17 protein-coding genes are annotated in these 16,869 nt (G+C 67.2%); 8 read left to right on the top strand and 9 right to left on the bottom strand.

Annotated features, from left to right (window positions below):
• Positions 1–3: 3 nt before the first annotated feature.
• From paoC to AC3WS4_RS07120, 7 genes are all read right to left on the bottom strand, one after another.
• Positions 4–2,211, bottom strand: a complete 2,208-nt coding sequence (gene paoC / locus AC3WS4_RS07150; protein ID WP_492735421.1) for an aldehyde oxidoreductase molybdenum-binding subunit PaoC — start codon at positions 2,209–2,211, stop codon at positions 4–6.
• A 3-nt stretch (positions 2,212–2,214) separates the two neighbouring features.
• Positions 2,215–3,165: an FAD binding domain-containing protein gene (locus AC3WS4_RS07145; protein ID WP_492735423.1), complete on the bottom strand. Its 951-nt coding sequence runs from the start codon at positions 3,163–3,165 to the stop codon at positions 2,215–2,217.
• Positions 3,162–3,806 (bottom strand): aldehyde dehydrogenase iron-sulfur subunit PaoA, encoded by a 645-nt coding sequence (gene paoA / locus AC3WS4_RS07140; RefSeq protein WP_492735425.1) that lies wholly within the window; start codon positions 3,804–3,806, stop codon positions 3,162–3,164. Before paoA ends, AC3WS4_RS07145 begins: the two co-directional genes overlap by 4 nt.
• A gap of 179 nt (positions 3,807–3,985) precedes the next feature.
• Entirely contained in the window at positions 3,986–5,461 is a 1,476-nt protein-coding gene (locus AC3WS4_RS07135) for a S41 family peptidase (protein WP_492735427.1), read from the bottom strand.
• 278 nt (positions 5,462–5,739) lie between these two features.
• Positions 5,740–6,438 (bottom strand): RlmE family RNA methyltransferase, encoded by a 699-nt coding sequence (locus AC3WS4_RS07130; RefSeq protein ID WP_492735429.1) that lies wholly within the window; start codon positions 6,436–6,438, stop codon positions 5,740–5,742.
• Complete coding sequence (locus tag AC3WS4_RS07125; RefSeq protein ID WP_492735431.1) at positions 6,435–7,544, bottom strand: Ppx/GppA phosphatase family protein; 1,110 nt, start codon at positions 7,542–7,544, stop codon at positions 6,435–6,437. Before AC3WS4_RS07125 ends, AC3WS4_RS07130 begins: the two co-directional genes overlap by 4 nt.
• Before the next feature lie 374 nt (positions 7,545–7,918).
• Positions 7,919–8,329 (bottom strand): glycine zipper 2TM domain-containing protein, encoded by a 411-nt coding sequence (locus tag AC3WS4_RS07120; protein ID WP_056344913.1) that lies wholly within the window; start codon positions 8,327–8,329, stop codon positions 7,919–7,921.
• Between the two features lie 189 nt (positions 8,330–8,518).
• On the opposite strand from AC3WS4_RS07120, the gene AC3WS4_RS07115 reads away from it, so the two are divergent.
• Positions 8,519–9,505, top strand: a complete 987-nt coding sequence (locus AC3WS4_RS07115; RefSeq protein ID WP_492735433.1) for an esterase-like activity of phytase family protein — start codon at positions 8,519–8,521, stop codon at positions 9,503–9,505.
• Between the two features lie 37 nt (positions 9,506–9,542).
• Here AC3WS4_RS07115 and rpmB read toward each other — a convergent pair whose 3' ends face one another.
• Positions 9,543–9,836 (bottom strand): 50S ribosomal protein L28, encoded by a 294-nt coding sequence (gene rpmB, locus AC3WS4_RS07110; protein ID WP_056344908.1) that lies wholly within the window; start codon positions 9,834–9,836, stop codon positions 9,543–9,545.
• A 143-nt stretch (positions 9,837–9,979) separates the two neighbouring features.
• On the opposite strand from rpmB, the gene tadA reads away from it, so the two are divergent.
• Positions 9,980–10,435 (top strand): tRNA adenosine(34) deaminase TadA, encoded by a 456-nt coding sequence (gene tadA, locus AC3WS4_RS07105; protein WP_492735435.1) that lies wholly within the window; start codon positions 9,980–9,982, stop codon positions 10,433–10,435.
• Here the strand turns inward: tadA and AC3WS4_RS07100 are convergent.
• Positions 10,432–11,136, bottom strand: a complete 705-nt coding sequence (locus AC3WS4_RS07100) for an NAD-dependent deacylase (RefSeq protein ID WP_492735437.1) — start codon at positions 11,134–11,136, stop codon at positions 10,432–10,434. The two genes, tadA and AC3WS4_RS07100, sit on opposite strands and share 4 nt — an antisense overlap.
• 168 nt (positions 11,137–11,304) lie before the next feature.
• Here AC3WS4_RS07100 and dapB point away from each other — a divergent pair, with 168 nt between their 5' ends.
• The 6 genes from dapB to AC3WS4_RS07070 all read left to right on the top strand — a co-directional run bounded on the left by dapB (position 11,305) and on the right by AC3WS4_RS07070 (position 16,869).
• Positions 11,305–12,033, top strand: a complete 729-nt coding sequence (gene dapB / locus AC3WS4_RS07095; RefSeq protein WP_056344900.1) for a 4-hydroxy-tetrahydrodipicolinate reductase — start codon at positions 11,305–11,307, stop codon at positions 12,031–12,033.
• Positions 12,030–12,968 carry a YwqG family protein gene (locus tag AC3WS4_RS07090; protein WP_492735439.1) on the top strand — a complete coding sequence of 313 codons (939 nt, stop codon included), beginning with the start codon at positions 12,030–12,032 and terminating at the stop codon, positions 12,966–12,968. The genes dapB and AC3WS4_RS07090 overlap by 4 nt, the downstream gene beginning before the upstream one ends.
• A 10-nt stretch (positions 12,969–12,978) precedes the next feature.
• Positions 12,979–13,503: a hypothetical protein gene (locus AC3WS4_RS07085; RefSeq protein WP_156377596.1), complete on the top strand. Its 525-nt coding sequence runs from the start codon at positions 12,979–12,981 to the stop codon at positions 13,501–13,503.
• Between the two features lie 23 nt (positions 13,504–13,526).
• Entirely contained in the window at positions 13,527–14,693 is a 1,167-nt protein-coding gene (locus AC3WS4_RS07080) for a M48 family metalloprotease (RefSeq protein ID WP_187140038.1), read from the top strand.
• Complete coding sequence (gene nth / locus AC3WS4_RS07075) at positions 14,690–15,349, top strand: endonuclease III (protein WP_492735441.1); 660 nt, start codon at positions 14,690–14,692, stop codon at positions 15,347–15,349. Before AC3WS4_RS07080 ends, nth begins: the two co-directional genes overlap by 4 nt.
• Before the next feature lie 146 nt (positions 15,350–15,495).
• Entirely contained in the window at positions 15,496–16,869 is a 1,374-nt protein-coding gene (locus AC3WS4_RS07070; RefSeq protein WP_492735443.1) for a M20/M25/M40 family metallo-hydrolase, read from the top strand.

Below are 16,869 nucleotides of genomic sequence, written 5' to 3'. Positions count from 1 at the left end.
GCGTCATGCGATCTCCGGCAAACGATCGATCAGCTTGTCGAGCGTGACCGGATAGTCGCGCACGCGGATGCCCGTCGCATGATAGACGGCGTTGGCGACCGCCGCCGCGACGCCGCAGATGCCGAGTTCGCCGACGCCCTTCGCCTTCATCGGCGACGTCGTCGGGTCGACCTCGTCGAGGAAGATCACCTCCTGATGCGGGATGTCGGCGTGGACCGGCACCTCATAGCCAGCGAGGTCGTGGTTCACGAAGAATCCGAACCTCTTGTCGACCGCCAGTTCCTCCATCAGCGCCGCGCCCGCACCCATCGTCATCGCGCCGATGACCTGGCTGCGCGCCGCCTTGGGATTGAGGATGCGGCCCGCCGCGCACACCGCGAGCATGCGCCGGATGCGGATTTCGCCGGTATAGCTGTCGACCGCGGCCTCGACGAAATGCGCGCCGAAGGTCGATTGCTGTTCCTTTTCGCCGAGATCGCCGAATTCGATCATATCCTCGGCGACCAGATCGCCATCGACGCTGGCCTTGGTCAGCGCGACGCTCTTGCCGCCCGACCGGACCTTGCCCTTGTCGAACACCGCGTCGGCGGGATCGAGACCCAGCTTCTGCACGACAATCCCGCGCAGCTTGTCGCAGGCGGCGTAAACCCCCGCCGTCGAGCTGTTCGCGCCCCATTGCCCGCCCGACCCCGCCGAGACGGGAAACAGCGAATCGCCGAGCCGCACCTCGACCTGGTCGATCGGCACGCCCATCATCTCGGCCGCGGTCTGCGCGATGATCGTATAGCTGCCGGTGCCGATGTCGGTCATGTCGGTCTCGACGACGATCTTGCCCGACCGCTCGAGCCGCACCCGCGCCGCCGAATTGCCGTTGAGATTGTTGCGGAACGCCGCCGCGACCCCGGTCCCGACCAGCCAGCGCCCGTCGCGGGTCTGCCCCGGCTTGGGATTGCGGTCCTTCCACCCGAATTTTTCGGCGCCGAGCGTCAGGCATTCGTTGAGCCGCCGCTGCGAAAAGCGCCGTTCGGGCTTTTCGGGGTCGACCTGCGTGTCGTTGAGGATGCGCAGCGCCACGGGATCGATGCCCAGCTTCTCGGCCATCTCGTCGATCGCGATTTCCAGCGCCATCAGCCCGGGAGCCTCGCCCGGCGCGCGCATCGCATTGCCTTCGGGCAGGTCGAGCACCGACAGCCGCATCGCGGTCATCCGGTGCGGCGCCGCATAGAGCAGGCGCGTCTGCCCGACCGCGGTTTCGGGGCCGCCGCCCTTGAGGTCGCCCGACCAGCTTTCGTGGCCGATCGCGGTCAGCTTGCCGTCGGTCGTTGCACCCAGCCGGATGCGCTGGATCGTCGCGGGGCGGTGCGTGGTGTTGTTGATGATCAGCGGGCGCTGCAGTGCGACCTTGACCGGCCGCCCCACCGCCTTGGCGCCGAGCGCGGCGAGGATCGCATCGGCGCGGACGAACAATTTGCCGCCGAACCCGCCGCCGATATAGGGCGAGACGAGCCGGACCTTCTCCTTGGGGATGCCCAAGGTCTTCGCGACGTCGCCGACCGACCAGTCGATCATCTGGTTCGACGTCCACAGGGTCAGCCTGTCGCCGTCCCAGTTCGCGATCGACGCGTGCGGCTCCATCATCGCATGGCTGTGATCGGGCGTCGTGTAGCGCGCGTCGAGCTTGACCGGCGCGCTGGCAAAGGCCGCATCGAAATCGCCGAAGCGGCTGTCGGCCTCGGTGCCGAACGAGGCCGGCGGCTTGATCGCGCCGTTCAGCGATTTGGCGAGGTCGAACTGGCCCTTGGCGCGCGCATAGTCGACGCGGACGAGCGCCGCGGCGGCGCGCGCCTGTTCGAAGCTGTCGGCGACGACGAGCGCGATCGCCTGATGATAATGCTCGATCTCGGGCCCGCCGAGCAGCTTCGCGGTGTTGAAATCGCCCTTGGCGAGCATCCCGGCGCTCGCGGCGGTGACGACCGTCAGCACCCCCGGCGCCGCCTTCGCCGCGGCAAGGTCCATCGACGATATCCGCCCCTTGGCGATCGCCGCGCCGACGATGACGCCATAGGCCTGGTTCGGCGCCACATCATGCCGCTCATAGGCATAGGCTGCGGTGCCGCTGGTCTTGAGCGGTCCCTCGATCCGGTCGGTCGGCTTGCCGACGACCTTCAGCCGGTCGATCGGATTGTCGGTGGCGGGCGTGTCGAACTTCATGGCTCAACCCTTCGCTTGCGCCAGCACCGCGGCGAGCGTGCGCTCGACCAGCGGCAGCTTATACGCGTTTTCGTGGCTCGTCTTCGCGCCGGCGAGCAGCGCCGCGGTGACCGCCTTCGCGCCGCGCGGCATTTCGGCATCGGCCGCCGCCGCGCGCCAGGGCTTGTACCCCACCCCGCCGAGCGCGACCCGGCCGCTGCCGTCCTTCTGGACCACGACCCCGACCGAGATCAGGGCAAAGGCATAGGAGGCACGGTCGCGGACCTTGTGATAGATATGCGTGCCGCCGACGGGCTTGGGCAGGGTCACCGCGGTGATCAATTCGCCCGGCGCCAGCATTGTTTCGAGATGCGGCGTGTCGAGCGGTGCGCGATAGAAATCGGCGAGCCGAACCGCGCGGGCCTTGCCCGCCGCGTCGACCGTCTCGACGACGGCATCCAATGCCTGCATCGCGACCGCCATGTCGCTCGGATGGGTGGCGATGCACGCGTCGCTCGCCCCGACCACCGCATGCAGCCGGCTGAAACCGCCAATCGCGGCGCAACCGCTGCCGGGCCTCCGCTTGTTGCACGGCTGGTTGGTGTCGTAAAAATAGGGGCAGCGCGTGCGCTGGAGCAGATTGCCCGCGGTCGTCGCCTTGTTGCGCAATTGCCCCGACGCGCCCGCGACCAGCGCGCGCGAAACGAGGCCATAGTCGCGCCGTATCCGCGCGTCGGCGGCCAGGTCGGTATTGCGCACCATCGCCCCGATCCGCAGCCCGCCCTCGCGTGTCGGCTCGATTTTGTCGAGCGACAGCCGGCTGACGTCGATCAGATGCGCCGGGGTCTCGATCTCCAGCTTCATCAGGTCGAGCAAATTGGTGCCCCCCGCGATGAAGCGCGCGCCCTTGGTCTTGGCAAAGGCGGCGGTGGCGGCGGCGGGCGTCGCGGCCCGCTCATAGGTGAAGCTTTTCATGCCTTCACCCCCGCGACATCGGCGATCGCGTCGACGATGTTCGAATAGGCGCCGCAGCGGCAGATATTGCCGCTCATCCGCTCGCGCAGTTCGCGCGCGGTCACTTGAGGTGCATCGGTCAGGTCGGCGGTGACATGGCTCGGAACGCCCGCCGCGATCTCGCCCAGCACCGCGACCGCCGAACAGATCTGGCCAGGGGTGCAATAACCGCATTGATACCCGTCATGGACGATGAAGGCCTCCTGCATCTTGTGCAGCGTGCCGGGCAGGCCCACTCCTTCGATCGTCGTGATCTTGTCGCCATCGTGCTGGACGGCGAGCGACAGGCAGCTGTTGATCCGCCGCCCGTCGACGATGACGGTGCAGGCCCCGCATTGCCCGTGGTCGCAGCCCTTCTTGGTCCCGGTCAGGCGCAGATGCTCGCGCAGCGCGTCGAGCAGGGTGGTGCGCGTGTCGAGTTCCAGGTCGTGCGGCGTGCCGTTGACCTCGAACGCGACGCGCGCCGTCGGCGGCGGGGCGGCGGCCTTGCCGGCTGTCGCTTCGGCTGCAAGGGGCGGCGCCACGGTGACCGCGGCGACCGAGGCGGCACCACCGGCGATTAGCCCGCGCCGCGAAATGGGAAACTCTTGCGGTGTAACCATGCCATGTCCCCGATGATTTCTATCGCTCGCGGACATGCAGTCCCCGCGGAGCCTCGACGATATTATGCCGGACGGGGCGATGCGTTGCCGCCCTTCACGATTTTGGGTTGTGGCGACACGCTATCATGACGCGGCGGACCGGGGCAAGCGCGCTCGGCTTTGCCCGGCACGGTGCGCGGTCAGAACAGCCCGGGCATCTCGCGCTGGGCGGCGCTCGGCGTTTCGCTTTCCAGCATCGCGGGCGCGGGTGCCAGTCCGGGCGCGATGCGCTCGGCCGATGCGACCCGGCTGTCGGCGCTTGTGATCCGCGCTCCGCAACTCCGCCCGGCCAGGAAATCGATCGCCGACCGCAGCGACGCTTCGTTGGGATCGCCGAGCTGGACCGACAGATTGTCCGCCGCCGCGCAGCTGTTGGGGATCTTGGGCGCAAGACCGGTAAAATAGTCGCTCGCCCCCGATGCATTGCCGGTGGCGAAGGCGATGACGCGCATCCGATCGTCGCATTCGGCCTTGTCGAGCGCGATCTGGCCGACCGGCTTGCCAAAGGTGTTGCTGCCGACGAGAGTCATGCTGGTACCCAGATAGGGCAGCATGCCGTTGATCACCAGTTCGCTCGCCGACGCCGTCGACCCGGTGCCGATGAAGGCGATCCGTGTCGGCGCGATCGATTCGGGCTGGCTGGTGAAGAAATGCCGGTCGTTCTCGGCCGCTTTCGACGGGCGGAAATCGGTGCGCGAAAACAGCTCGCTGGCATTGCGGTTGCGCCCCAGCAGATCGCCCATCAACTCGGCCGTGCTCACCAGCCCGCCGCCATTGTAGCGGAAGTCGATGACGATGTCGGTCACCCCCTGGTTGCGGAAATTCAGAAAGGCCGCGCGCAACTGCGGGTTCGCCGAACTGATGAAGGTGCGCAGGTTGATATAGCCGTAATTCTTCCCGCCCTCGCTGATGATCTTGGCGCCATAGCGGTCCGAAATCGGGTCGATCTCGAAATCTGCCTTGGTCACGGTGACGTCGCGCTGGTTGCCGCCACCCGCATCGAGGATTCGCAGCACCCGCGTGGTGCCCACGGTGCTCGGGCCTAGGGCATCGGTGATCCCGCCCGTGCCGCTCGCGGCGACGATGTCGCCGATGCTGCGCAGGTTCGCCGCGCTCGTCCCGATTGCGGTGATCTGGGCGCCGCGGTCGATCCCCGCGGCGAACGCCGGCGCGCTTTCATAGGCTTCGGCGATGACGACGCGCTGGGTCGACGGATTATAGGTCAGCCGGACGCCGAAACCCGCGCTGGCGCCGCTCGAGAAAAAGGCATTCTCCTCGGCGATCGAGGTGATGTAGGTGAAAAAACGGTCCTTGTTCGCCGCGCGCGCCGGCGCGACGAGCGCGTCGATATAGGATTGGACGCTGCTGTGGCTCGCCTTGTTGACCCCGGTCGCGACGTCGCTGGGGAACAGATACCATTCGTCGATCACCGCCTTGGCGAAATCCTGCCGCGCCGACAGGCCGCAACTCGCGGTGGGCGTCGGGGTAGGGGTCGGCGTCGGTGTGACCGTCACCGGCGGCGGTGCGGTTCCACCACCGCCCCCGCCACCGCAACTCGCGAGGACAAAGGCCGACATCGTCAGCAAGGCGATGGATTTTCCAGCGATTCGGCGCATTGTCATTCCCCGGTTGATCGTGGCGCAGACGCGGCGAGCGATAGCATGGCTGCGACCATGGCTGTGTATCGGTGTTGGAATCGCTCGGCAATGATATGGATCATAGGGTGCGATGAAATGAATGACGGCTTTTGGGTGGAAAGCGGACCTTGGCCGTAACTCCTGTTCCCCGGCGAAGGCCGGGGTCCAGAGCGTAACCAGCAAACGCCTGCTCTCCCACGCCCTGGGCCCCGGCCTTCGCCGGGGTACGGCCCCTTTCGGTCGCCTGCTGCCGTCCGCTAACCCTCTTGCTTGCGGCCCTTGAACCCCTGCGCCACCACGAACATCTCGGGCGACCCCTTGCGGCTCGACGGCGGCTTGGCGTGCTTCACCGTGGCGAAATTCTGCTTGAGCAGCGTCAGCAGGCTATGATCGGCACCGCCCGCGAACACCTTGGTGACAAAGCTGCCGCCGGGCTGCAGCGTGCGGACCGCGAAATCGGCGGCGGTTTCGGCGAGCCCGATCGTGCGCAGATGGTCGGTCTGCGGATGGCCGACGGTGTTCGCCGCCATGTCCGACAGGACCAGGTCGGGGGCGGAACCCAGCGCCTCGATCAGCGCGTCGGGTGCGGCATCGTCCATGAAATCCATCTGCAGGATCTCGACCCCTTCGATCGGTTCGCATTCGAGCAGGTCGATGCCGGCGATCTTCGCGCGCGGGTTGGTCTTGCGCACCACCTGTGACCAGCCGCCCGGCGCGATCCCCAGGTCGACGACGGCGCGCGCTTTTTTGACGAAGCTGAATTTCTCGTCGAGTTCGATCAGCTTGTACGCGGCGCGCGAGCGATAGCCTTCGGCCTGTGCGCGGCGCACATAGGGGTCGTTCAATTGCCGCGACAGCCAGCGCGTCGACGATGTGCTGCGCTTCTTCGCGGTCTTGACGCGGACATGGAGTCCGCCCCGTCCACCCTTAGCGCCGCCGCCCTTGCCCTGACTCATTTGCGATACTCGCGGCGGGTGACCGGCACGTCGCGGCCCTGCATTGCCAGCGTGCGCAATATGCCTTCGCGGATGCCGCGGTCGGCGACCCCGACGCGCGCGGCGGGCCACAGGTCGATGATGCTCTCCAGGATCGCGCAGCCCGCGACGACCAGATCGGCGCGTTCGCGCCCGATGCAGCCGATTTCGGCGCGGTCGGCGATGCTCGCCTCGGCCAGGCGGCGGCTGATGTCGCGCATCGCATCACAGGGCACGACCAGCCCGTCGACGGCACGCCGGTCGTAGCGCGGCAGGTCGAGGAAGACGCTGGCGAGCGTCGTCACCGTGCCGCTGGTGCCGAGCAGGCGCAGCGGTTGGCCCGAATAGCGTTCGGCGCGCGCGGCGAAGGCGGCAAAGGCGTCGCGGGTGACTCGGCGCATCTGCGCATAGCCGGCCTGGCGGTCGGCCATCGTCGCACCCTCGGCCGACGCATGTTCGGTCAACGACACGACGCCCCACGGCACGCTGACCCAGTCGCGAATCGCGACGTCATGGCCGTCGCCCTCGACGTGCATCAACTCGGTCGATCCGCCGCCGATGTCGAAGATCAGCGCCGGGCCGTCGCCGGGTTCCATCAGATTGTGGCAACCGAGCACCGCCAGCCGCGCCTCCTCGGCGGGGGCGATGATGTCGAGCACGATGCCGGTTTCGCGCTTCACCCGGTCGGCCAGTTCCTGTCCGTTGCTCGCGCGGCGGCACGCCTCGGTCGCGACCGCGCGCGACAGGCTGACGTGGCGGCGGCGCAATTTGTCGGCACAGACGGCGAGCGCGGCGACCGCGCGGTCCATCGCGGCATCGCTGATCCGCCCGCTGCCGTGCAATCCTTCGCCGAGCCGGACGATGCGCGAAAAGGCGTCGATGACGACAAGCTCGCCGTCCTGCGGACGCGCGATCAGCAGCCGGCAATTGTTGGTGCCAAGGTCGATCGCGGCATAGCTTTTGGGCCGCGTGAAGGGCACCGGACGGGGATTGCCGTTCGGCGCCTGCCGATTCGGGCTTTCCCTGTTCTGCGCCGCCGCCGCCCCGGGCCGCGGCGACCGCCCCTGGGGCGCTGCCATTTGCCGCATGGCTATTCTTACCTGTTTCTCACGCGCCCGAAGACCGGACGTGCACTTGGGGGCAAGACTAGGCGCGGGGGCACGCGATGGCAACCCCGGCGGCTTGGGGGGTGGGGTGCGGAACGTTGGAGGTCAAAATCCTCCCTGTCGCGCAGCGATGGGGAGGGGGACCATCCGTGTAGCGGATGGTGGAGGGGCCGCAACGTCGCGCCAATGCCCCTCCGTCAGCGCTTCGCGCTGCCACCTCCCCATGGCTGCGCCACAGGGAGGATCCTGTGTTCGCACCTGACCGCTCCACCCCTCCCAAAAAAAGAAAACCCCGCCCGGTACGAAACCGGACGGGGGAACAGGGTAGAAGAGATTATTGGAGGTCGGGTCAGCCCTTAACGGCAGCCGTCATTCCCCTTGTCGATGGCGCGGCCGGCGATGGCGCCGACGGCACCGCCGAGGATGACGCCGAGCGTGCGGTCACCGCGGCCGGCGATTTCATGGCCGGCCAGGCCACCGGCGATCGCGCCGATCACCGTGCCGCCGGTGCCGTTGTCGCACTGGCGATAGTTGCGGTTGTTGTAGCGGCGCTGGTCGTAACGGCGGTCGTTGCGGTAATCGCGGCGGTCGTAATTGCGATTGTCGCGGCGGTCATAGCGGCGGTCGTCGCGGCCATAGCGGGCGTCATAGCTCGAATAGCCGTCGCGGTTGTAATAACCGTTCTGCGCCGCGGCGGGAGTGGCTGCCAGGCCCAGCGTCGCGGTGGACATCAGGGCGGCGATCGAGAGGGTCACCATCTTTTTCATTTTCTGTCTCCTTCTTTCGTCTTCGGCCCTTTGGGGCGGTGGTCGATGAAAGAGGTTCTAGGTGATTCGCATTGAGCTTAGCCTGAACATCATTGTTGGCTGGCGTTCAGGCTGCGTTGCCCGCGGTTCATCTTCGGCGACGCTTTGCCGCGCTTTCCTTTGTCCGCCGATCGCTCTAGGCCCCGGGCGATGCGCCGCCTCCTCCCCGCTGCCCTGATCTTCCTGACGCTCGGGCCGGTGCCATGGACCGGCTTTCGCTATCCGGTGATCGACCGGAGCCAGGCGGCGAGCGTCCGGCCGCTCCTCTATCCCGCCGCGACCGGCGGCACCTTGCGTTTTGTCGAGGGCTGGCGGCTGACCAGTTCGAACAGCATGTTCGGTGGCTTTTCGGCGCTGGCGCTGCGCGGCGACAGGCGCTTCCTGCTGATCGGCGACAATGGGCAGGCGACGCGGCTGACGCTCGGTGCCGACGGCGCGGTGTCCGACGTGACGATCGCCGCGCTGCCGACCCCGCCGCGCAGTCCGCAGCGCAAGGCGTTCACCGATGCCGAGGCGATGGTACGCGACCCTGTCACCGGCAAGCTGTGGATCGCGCTCGAGGGGATCAACCAGGTCTGGCGCATCGACGCCGGGCTGACCCGCGTCGAATCGCGCCGCCGCTCGCCCGCGCTCTACTGCTGGCCGGCGAATCGCGGGCCCGAGGCGATGGTGCGGCTCAAGGACGGCCGCACCATCCTCTTTTCGGAGGGCGAGGACCGCAACGATTTCGGGACCGAAGCGCTCGTCTACACCGACGACCCCGCGGTGCCGGGCAAGCCGCCGCTGCTTTTCTACTATGACGCCGAGGGCAAGGGCCAGGTCAGCGACGCCGCGCCGCTGCCCGACGGGCGCATCCTGCTCGTCCACCGCAAGCTCGGACTCAACCCTCTGTTCACGACCACGCTGGCGATCGTCGATCCCGCCGACATCGGCAAGGGCCGGGTGGTGAGGTCGCTGGCGATCGGGCAGGTGCCCGAACCCTTGCGCGAAAATTACGAGGGCACCGCGGTGGCGGTCGAGGACGGCCGCACCTTCGTCTGGCTCGTCGCCGACGACAATTTCAACAGCTGGCAGCGCAGCCTGCTGCTGAAATTCGAACTCGTCGACCTGCCGGACAGCAAAAAGGCCGCGCGGTAAACCGGCGGCCTCCATGCGATTCGAAAGCTTGGGAAGCTTAAGCGGCCTTTTCGGCCAGCTTCTTCACCACGTCCTTCTTCAGCTTGCGCGCCGAAGCCGACAGCTGGTCGTCGCCGGCCTTGATCAGCCAGTTGTCGAGGCCGCCATTATGCTCGACGGTGCGCAGGCCGTGCGTCGACACGCGCAGCTTGAAACCCTTGCCGAGGGCGTCCGACAGCAAGGTCACATTCTGCAGGTTGGGCAGGAAGGTGCGCTTGGTCTTGTTGTTGGCGTGGCTGACATTGTTGCCGACCATACGACCCTTGCCGGTCAGTTCGCAGATGCGCGACATGATATCTGTCCTCGTACAAAAAATTTCGGTTCGGCGTCCGGGCGCTTCCCGATAAATCGGGGACTGCAGGACCGGAGTGAGCCGGGAAAGGCGCGCGCTTATCGGCTTGCCGCAGATTCGTCAAGGGACTAGCGGGAAAAGCGATGCCGCGATTTCCCCTGCCCGAACCGATGCGCGCCGCGCTCAACCTTGCGAAAGCGGCGGCCGAAGCGGGCGAAGTGCCGGTCGGCGCGGTGATCGTCAAGGACGGCGCCATCATCGCCGAAGGCCACAACCGCCCCCGCGAATCGCACGACCCGACCGCCCACGCCGAAATCGTCGCGATTCGCGCCGCCGCCGCCAGACTCGGCAACGACCGCCTCGACGGCTGCGATCTCTATGTCACGCTCGAACCCTGCGCGATGTGCGCCGGCGCGATCGCCCACGCCCGCATCGCGCGCCTCTATTATGGCGCCGACGATCCCAAGGGCGGCGCCGTCGTCCACGGCCCGCGCGTGTTCAGCCAGCCGACGATCCACCACCGCCCCGAAATCTACGATGGCATCGGGGCGGGCGAAGCGGCGGCCCTGCTCCGGGATTTCTTCGCGGCGCGGCGCTAGGCGCCCAGCATTTCCTCCACCCAAGCCGGCACCAGCACACTCGCCGGTCCGTGCCGCGCGTCGCCGAACCAGTGCGACCCCTGGCTCGGCTCCATGTTGAGCTCCAGCGTCCGCGCCCCGCCTGCCCGCGCTTCGCGCACGAAGCCCGCCGCCGGATAGACCGCCCCCGAGGTGCCGATCGACACGAACAGGTCGGCGCGGTTCAGCGCGTGATAGATCGCGTCCATATGATAGGGCATCTCGCCGAACCACACGACGTCGGGACGCAACAGCCCCGCGACACCGCACGCGGGACAGGCCGGCCGCTCGATCAGCGGGCCGGTCCAGCAGCTGCGCGTGTCGCATCCGGTGCACCAGGCGTTCAGATGTTCGCCGTGCATATGGATCAGCCTTTTCGCCCCCGCGCGCTCGTGCAAGTCGTCAACATTCTGCGTCACGATCAGCAATTCGCCCGGCCAGGCCGCATCGAGCCGCGCCAGCGCGTCATGCGCCGCGTTCGGCACCTTCGTCTGGATCGCTTCGCGCCGCGCGTCATAGAAACGGTGGACGAGGTCGGGGTCGCGGACAAAGGCTTCGGGGGTCGCGACATCCTCGACGCGGTGCTGTTCCCACAATCCGCCGCCGTCGCGAAACGTGTCGATGCCGCTCTCGGCCGACACGCCCGCGCCGGTCAGGATGACGATGTTTTGAATCTCTTTCATGCGTCCCTCTTATCCGTTCGTGTCGAGCCCTTCGCCTGCCTTTAGCAGGCGCTCAGGATAAACTTCCACCAAGGGTGGAAGTCGAGACAGGCTAGGCGCGGCGCCAACGTGTCTCGACTTCGCTCGACGCCAGCGGTTAAAGGGAGGCTGCATATCAGGGGACGCATTATGACCAGCATCGGCATCGTCGGCAGCCAGGGCCGCATGGGCCTCGTGCTCGCGGCCGCCGCGGCGGAGGCCGGGGCGCGGCATTGCGGCATCGACAAGGGCGGCGATATCGCGAAGCTTGCCGGGGACGCCGACGTGCTCGTCGATTTCTCCTCGCCCGCCGCGCTCGAAGCCACGCTCGACGCCTGCGTTGCTGCAAAGACCCCGATCGTCATCGGCACCACCGGGCTTGAGGAGCGGCATCATTATCTGATCGACGACGCGGCACAGGACATTGCGGTGCTCCAGACCGGCAACACCTCGCTCGGCGTCACCCTGCTCGCGCATCTGGTGCAGGAGGCCGCGGCGCGCCTTGGCCCCGACTGGGACATCGAGGTCGTCGAAATGCACCACAGGATGAAGGTCGACGCCCCCAGCGGCACCGCGCTGCTGCTCGGCCAGGCCGCCGCCGACGGGCGCAACATCGACCTCGCCACCTGCTCCGAACGCGGCCGCGACGGCCTCACCGGCGCGCGCGGCCATGGCAAGATCGGTTTCGCCAGCGTCCGCGGCGGCACCGTCGCGGGCGATCATGATGTCATCTTCGCGGGGAACGAGGAAATGATCACCCTGTCGCACCGCGCCGAAAACCGCATGATCTTTGCGCGCGGCGCTGTGCGCGCCGCGCTCTGGCTGATCCACCAAAAGGCTGGACGCTATACGATGCCGCAGGTGCTGGGGCTTTCGTGACCGCCGAACTGTTCGGCCTTCTCTGCGCCGCGATCGTCGTCGCCCTGGTCCTTGTCGGCCCGGCCCGCCGCTGGCTGGCCGAGCGCGCGAACCTGAAGACCTGGCGCAAGGACCTCGGGGCAAGGAAGGCCGAAGACGAGCGGCGCAATCCGCCGGGACCGCCGATCACCGATGCGGAGATCGCCGCGATCAGGGCGTGGTTCCCCGCGCACGCGCTGCCGGCCGCCGAACTCAAGCCCGATCCCGACCAGCCCATCCGCCCCGACGGTTGCCGCCTTGGCGGCCCCGCATGGGTCGCCGACGGAGCCGACTGGCCGCTCGACGCCGCAGCCCGGCCGATGGATTTCGTCGCACAGATCGACTTCGTCGACCTGCCGCCGCTCGACGGTTTTCCGAGCCGCGGCGTGCTGCAATTCTTCCTCCCCTGTGAGGACATCATGGGCGCCGATTTCGACGAGCCCGCCAATTCGGCGATCCGGCTGGTCTGGCATCCAGCGGGCCTGCCTGCGGGCCGGCTCGTCGATGCACCGCCCCCGCCCGAGCCGATGGGGCCTCTCCATGATCGGACCCGAGCGCGCGGTGTCATGCTGGTCGCATCGGCGGCGCGGCACGAACCGCCGATCGGGGACTACAGCACGCGCGGCCTGCTCGACGGACTGTGGAACCGTCCCAATATCAAGACGGTCGAGGACTGGTATTTCGGCCCCGATCGCCGCGAACCGATCGTCCACCACGTCGGCGGCTACCCTTCCTTCACTCAGTCCGATTTTCGCGAGGCCGGCCATTATGAAGATTATGACCGCACGCTGCTCCGCCTCACTTCGGACGCGCATATCGGCTGGGGCGACGTCGGCGAGGCGGTGTTCCTGATCCGCCACGCCGATCTTGCCGCGCGTGATTTCTCGCGCGTCGCTTTCTCCTGGGACTGCCATTAGGATGACCGACATGGACAAGGTAACCGCATCGGCCTGCACATGGCGCGAGGAAGGCGGCGGCGAGGCGGCGGCGGCGCGTATCCTGCCCTTCCTCGAAGAGGTGGGGATCGAGGTCGACTGGATCGGCGACCAGAAGGAACAATTGCTCGAAGGCCTCGCGATCGTCGAGGGCCGTTTGCTGATCGACCCCGACACCCCCGTCTGGCCGGGCGACCTGCTCCACGAGGCGGGGCATATCGCCGCCGTTGCGCCCGAAGACCGCGCGACGCTCGGCCCGCTCGTCGCCGATCCGACCGACGAGATGGTCGCGATCGCCTGGTCCTATGCCGCGTCCCTGCCGTGCGAGCTGCCGCTGCGCCAGCTGTTCCACGACGGCGGCTATCGCGGCGACAGCGCGGCGCTGATCACCAGCTACGCCACCGGCCGCTATATCGGCGCGCCGATGCTCGGCCTGTACGGCATGACCGCCGACCTGCGCACCGCGCTCGCCGAAGGACTGCCCGCCTTTCCCGTGCTCAGCCGCTGGCTGCGCTGACCTTTCGATCCTGGAGTGACGCCATGAGCTTCGATCCCGCTATCGCTACCGCCGCCTATATCGACGGCCTCGGCCCCGCCGCGCTCGCCAAGGCGGCGGCCTATACCGTCGGCAGCGAATGGCTGCTCCTGTGGAACCTCGTCGTCGCCGCTGTCGTCACCTTCCTCTTCGTGCGGTTCCGCATCCTCGACCGCGTTTCGGCGAAACTCGAACGGCGCGGCTGGGCCGTCCGCACTTTCCTGATATGCGCCGCCTTCCTGCTGCTCTCGGCGCTGCTCACCCTGCCGTGGGACCTTTACACCAATTTTTTCCGCGAAAGCGCCTATGGCCGCACCAGCCAGCCGCTCGGCGACTATCTTGCGCAGTCGGCGATCTCGCTCGTCATCGGTACGCTGTTCGGCGCGCTCTTCTTCCTCGGCATCTATGCGCTGATCCGCCGCGCCGGAAAGCGCTGGTGGATCTGGTCGGGCGGCCTCGCCGCGACCGCGATCCTCGCCATCCTGCTCGTCTCGCCGATCGTCGTCGAACCCCTGTTCAACGATTACAAGCCGCTTACTGCCGGCGCAGTCCGCGACGCGCTCGAAGTGCAGGCAAAGGAAGCGGGCATTGAACCCGACCGCATCTTCGTTTTCGACGGCTCGCGCCAGTCGAACAATTTCACCGCCAATGTCTCGGGCCTCGGCCATTCGGCGCGCATCGCCATTTCGGACGTCGCGCTGAAAGGCGCCTCGCTCGACGAGGTTCGGGCGGTGACGGGGCACGAAATCGGCCATTATGTTCTCGGCCAGATCTGGTGGATGATCGCCGTCTTTTCGCTGCTCGCGATCCTGCTCTTTTTCCTCGCCGACCGCCTCTTCCCTCGCTTCGCGCGCCTCTTCGGCAGCGATGCGACCATCGGCGACGCGCGCGGTTTCCCGGTGCTCATGTTCATCGTCTCGCTCTTTGGCCTGCTCGCGCAGCCGGTGCAGAATTGGGTGGTTCGCAAGGGTGAGACTGAGGCCGATCTGTACTCGGTGCAGACGGTCAACCTGCCCGACGCGATGGCCAGCGCGTTGGTCAAGACCGCCGAATATCGCAACCCGCGCCCGAACGCGGTCGAGGAGTTCCTCTTCTATTCGCACCCCTCGGTCGAACGCCGCGTCCGCGCCGCGATGGAGTGGAAGGCGGCGCATCCGCCGAAGGCCGAATGAAAAAGGCCGATATCTTCGAATTCTACCGCCGCCTCGCCGAACTGAACCCCAGTCCCGAGACCGAGCTTCAGTTCGGCAACACCTATCAGTTGCTCGTCGCGGTGGTGCTGTCGGCGCAGGCGACCGACGTCGGGGTGAACAAGGCGACGCGCCTGCTGTTTCAGGAGGTGAAGACCCCGCGGCAGATGGTCGATCTCGGCGAAGAGGGGCTGAAGCAGCACATCAAGACGATCGGGCTGTTCAACGCCAAGGCGAAGAATGTCATCGCACTCAGCGAAATCCTCGTCCGCGACTTCGGCGGCGAGGTGCCCGCCGACCGCGACACGCTCGTCGAACTGCCCGGCGTCGGGCGCAAGACCGCCAATGTCGTGATGAACTGCGCGTTCGGCGCGGAAACCTTCGCGGTCGACACGCATATCTTTCGCGTCGGCAACCGCACTGGCCTGGCGCCGGGAAAAACCGTGCTCGCGGTCGAAAAAAAGCTGGAGAAGGACACGCCGCAGCCCTTCCGCGTCGGCGCCCACCACTGGCTGATCCTCCACGGCCGCTACATCTGCAAGGCGCGCACCCCCGAATGCTGGCGCTGCCCGGTCGATGATTTGTGCCGGTTCAAGCCGAAGACCCCGGCGCCGAAGGCGAAGAAGATCGCGGCTTGATTTCCTATCGTCACCCCGGGCTTGACCCGGGGCCTGCCTTGTCTTGAAGGCAAAAAAGGCGGGTCCCGGGTCAAGCCCGGGATGACGGATTGCTTTCCGTCACCATATCGCTTGCGAACCCGCCGCACCCGCCATAACCCGTTGCCATGCGCAACCTTACCGCCCCGCTCGCCCTCGCCGCCGCCCTGATCGCCGCCGCGCCCGCCCACGCCAAACCCGCCGACACCGACACGGCGAAGAAAATCCTGATCGACAGCATCGCGATCCCGACCGTCGAGGGCCGCGGCAAGGTGCCAGAACTCGCCGCCTATTACGCCGGCGTTCTCAAGGCCGCGGGTTACACCGACGCCGATATCGAAATCACGCCGATCGGCGAAACCGCGACCTTCGCCGCGACGCTCCAGGGCACGGGCAAGGGCAAGCCGATCGTGCTGCTCGGCCATATGGACGTGGTCGAGGCCGACGCGAAGGACTGGACGCGCGATCCCTTCGTGCCGGTCGAGGAGCAGGGCTATATCTTCGGCCGCGGGTCGGAGGACAATAAGTTCGACGTCTCGATGATGGTCGCGACGATGGCGCAGCTCAAGAAGGACGGTTTCAAGCCCAAGCGCTCGATCATCCTGCTGCTCTCGGGCGACGAGGAAACCTCGATGCTCACCACCCGCGCGCTCGCCGCCAAGTACAAGGGCGCCGAATTTGCGCTCAACGGCGATGGCGGCGGCGGGCTGATCGGCGAGGACGGCAAGCCCAAATATTACGGGCTACAGGCGGGCGAAAAAACCTATGCCGATTTCGTGCTGGAGGTCACCAACCCCGGCGGTCACAGCTCGCGCCCCTCGGCCACCAACGCCATCGTCCAGCTCTCGAACGCGCTGGCGAAGGTCGGCGCCTACCGTTTCACGCCGCAGCAGAATGAGCTGACCAAGGTCGGCATGCCGATCGTCGCCGATCAGGTCGGCGGCGACATTGGCGCGGCGCTCAAGGCCTTTGCGGCGAACCCCGCCGACTCCAATGCCATCGCCGCGATCCGCGCTGACCCCGAATATGTCGGTCAGATCGGCACCACCTGCGTACCGACGTTGGTCAAGGGCGGTCATGCCGAAAATGCGCTGCCGCAGCGCGCCACCGCGAACATCAACTGTCGCATCTTCCCCGGCGTGCCGGTCGAAACGGTGCGCGCCGAGCTGGAAAAGGTGATCGCCGACCCCGGGGTCAAGGTGAACACCGATCCCGACGCCAGCGCCAGCGACGCCTCGCCGCTGCGCCCCGACGTCGTGGTGGCGGTGACCAAGGCGGTGCATGCGCGCGCGCCGGGCCTGCCGATCATCCCCTCGATGAGCGCGGGGGCGACCGACTCCTATCATTTCCGCATTCAGGGCGTGCCGAGCTACGGCGTCGCGGGCCTCTTCTCGAAAGCCAGCGACAGCTACGCCCACGGCCTCAACGAACGCGTCCCCGTCGACGCGATCGCCCCCGCGCTCGCGCACTGGGACAGCCTGCTGCGCGACCTGTCGAAATAA

It is taken from the genome of Sphingopyxis sp. EU05-FHT14B03, assembly GCF_058790875.1.
Note: the sequence above shows the minus strand (reverse complement) of the source record. Positions and strands in the feature narration are given on the sequence as shown.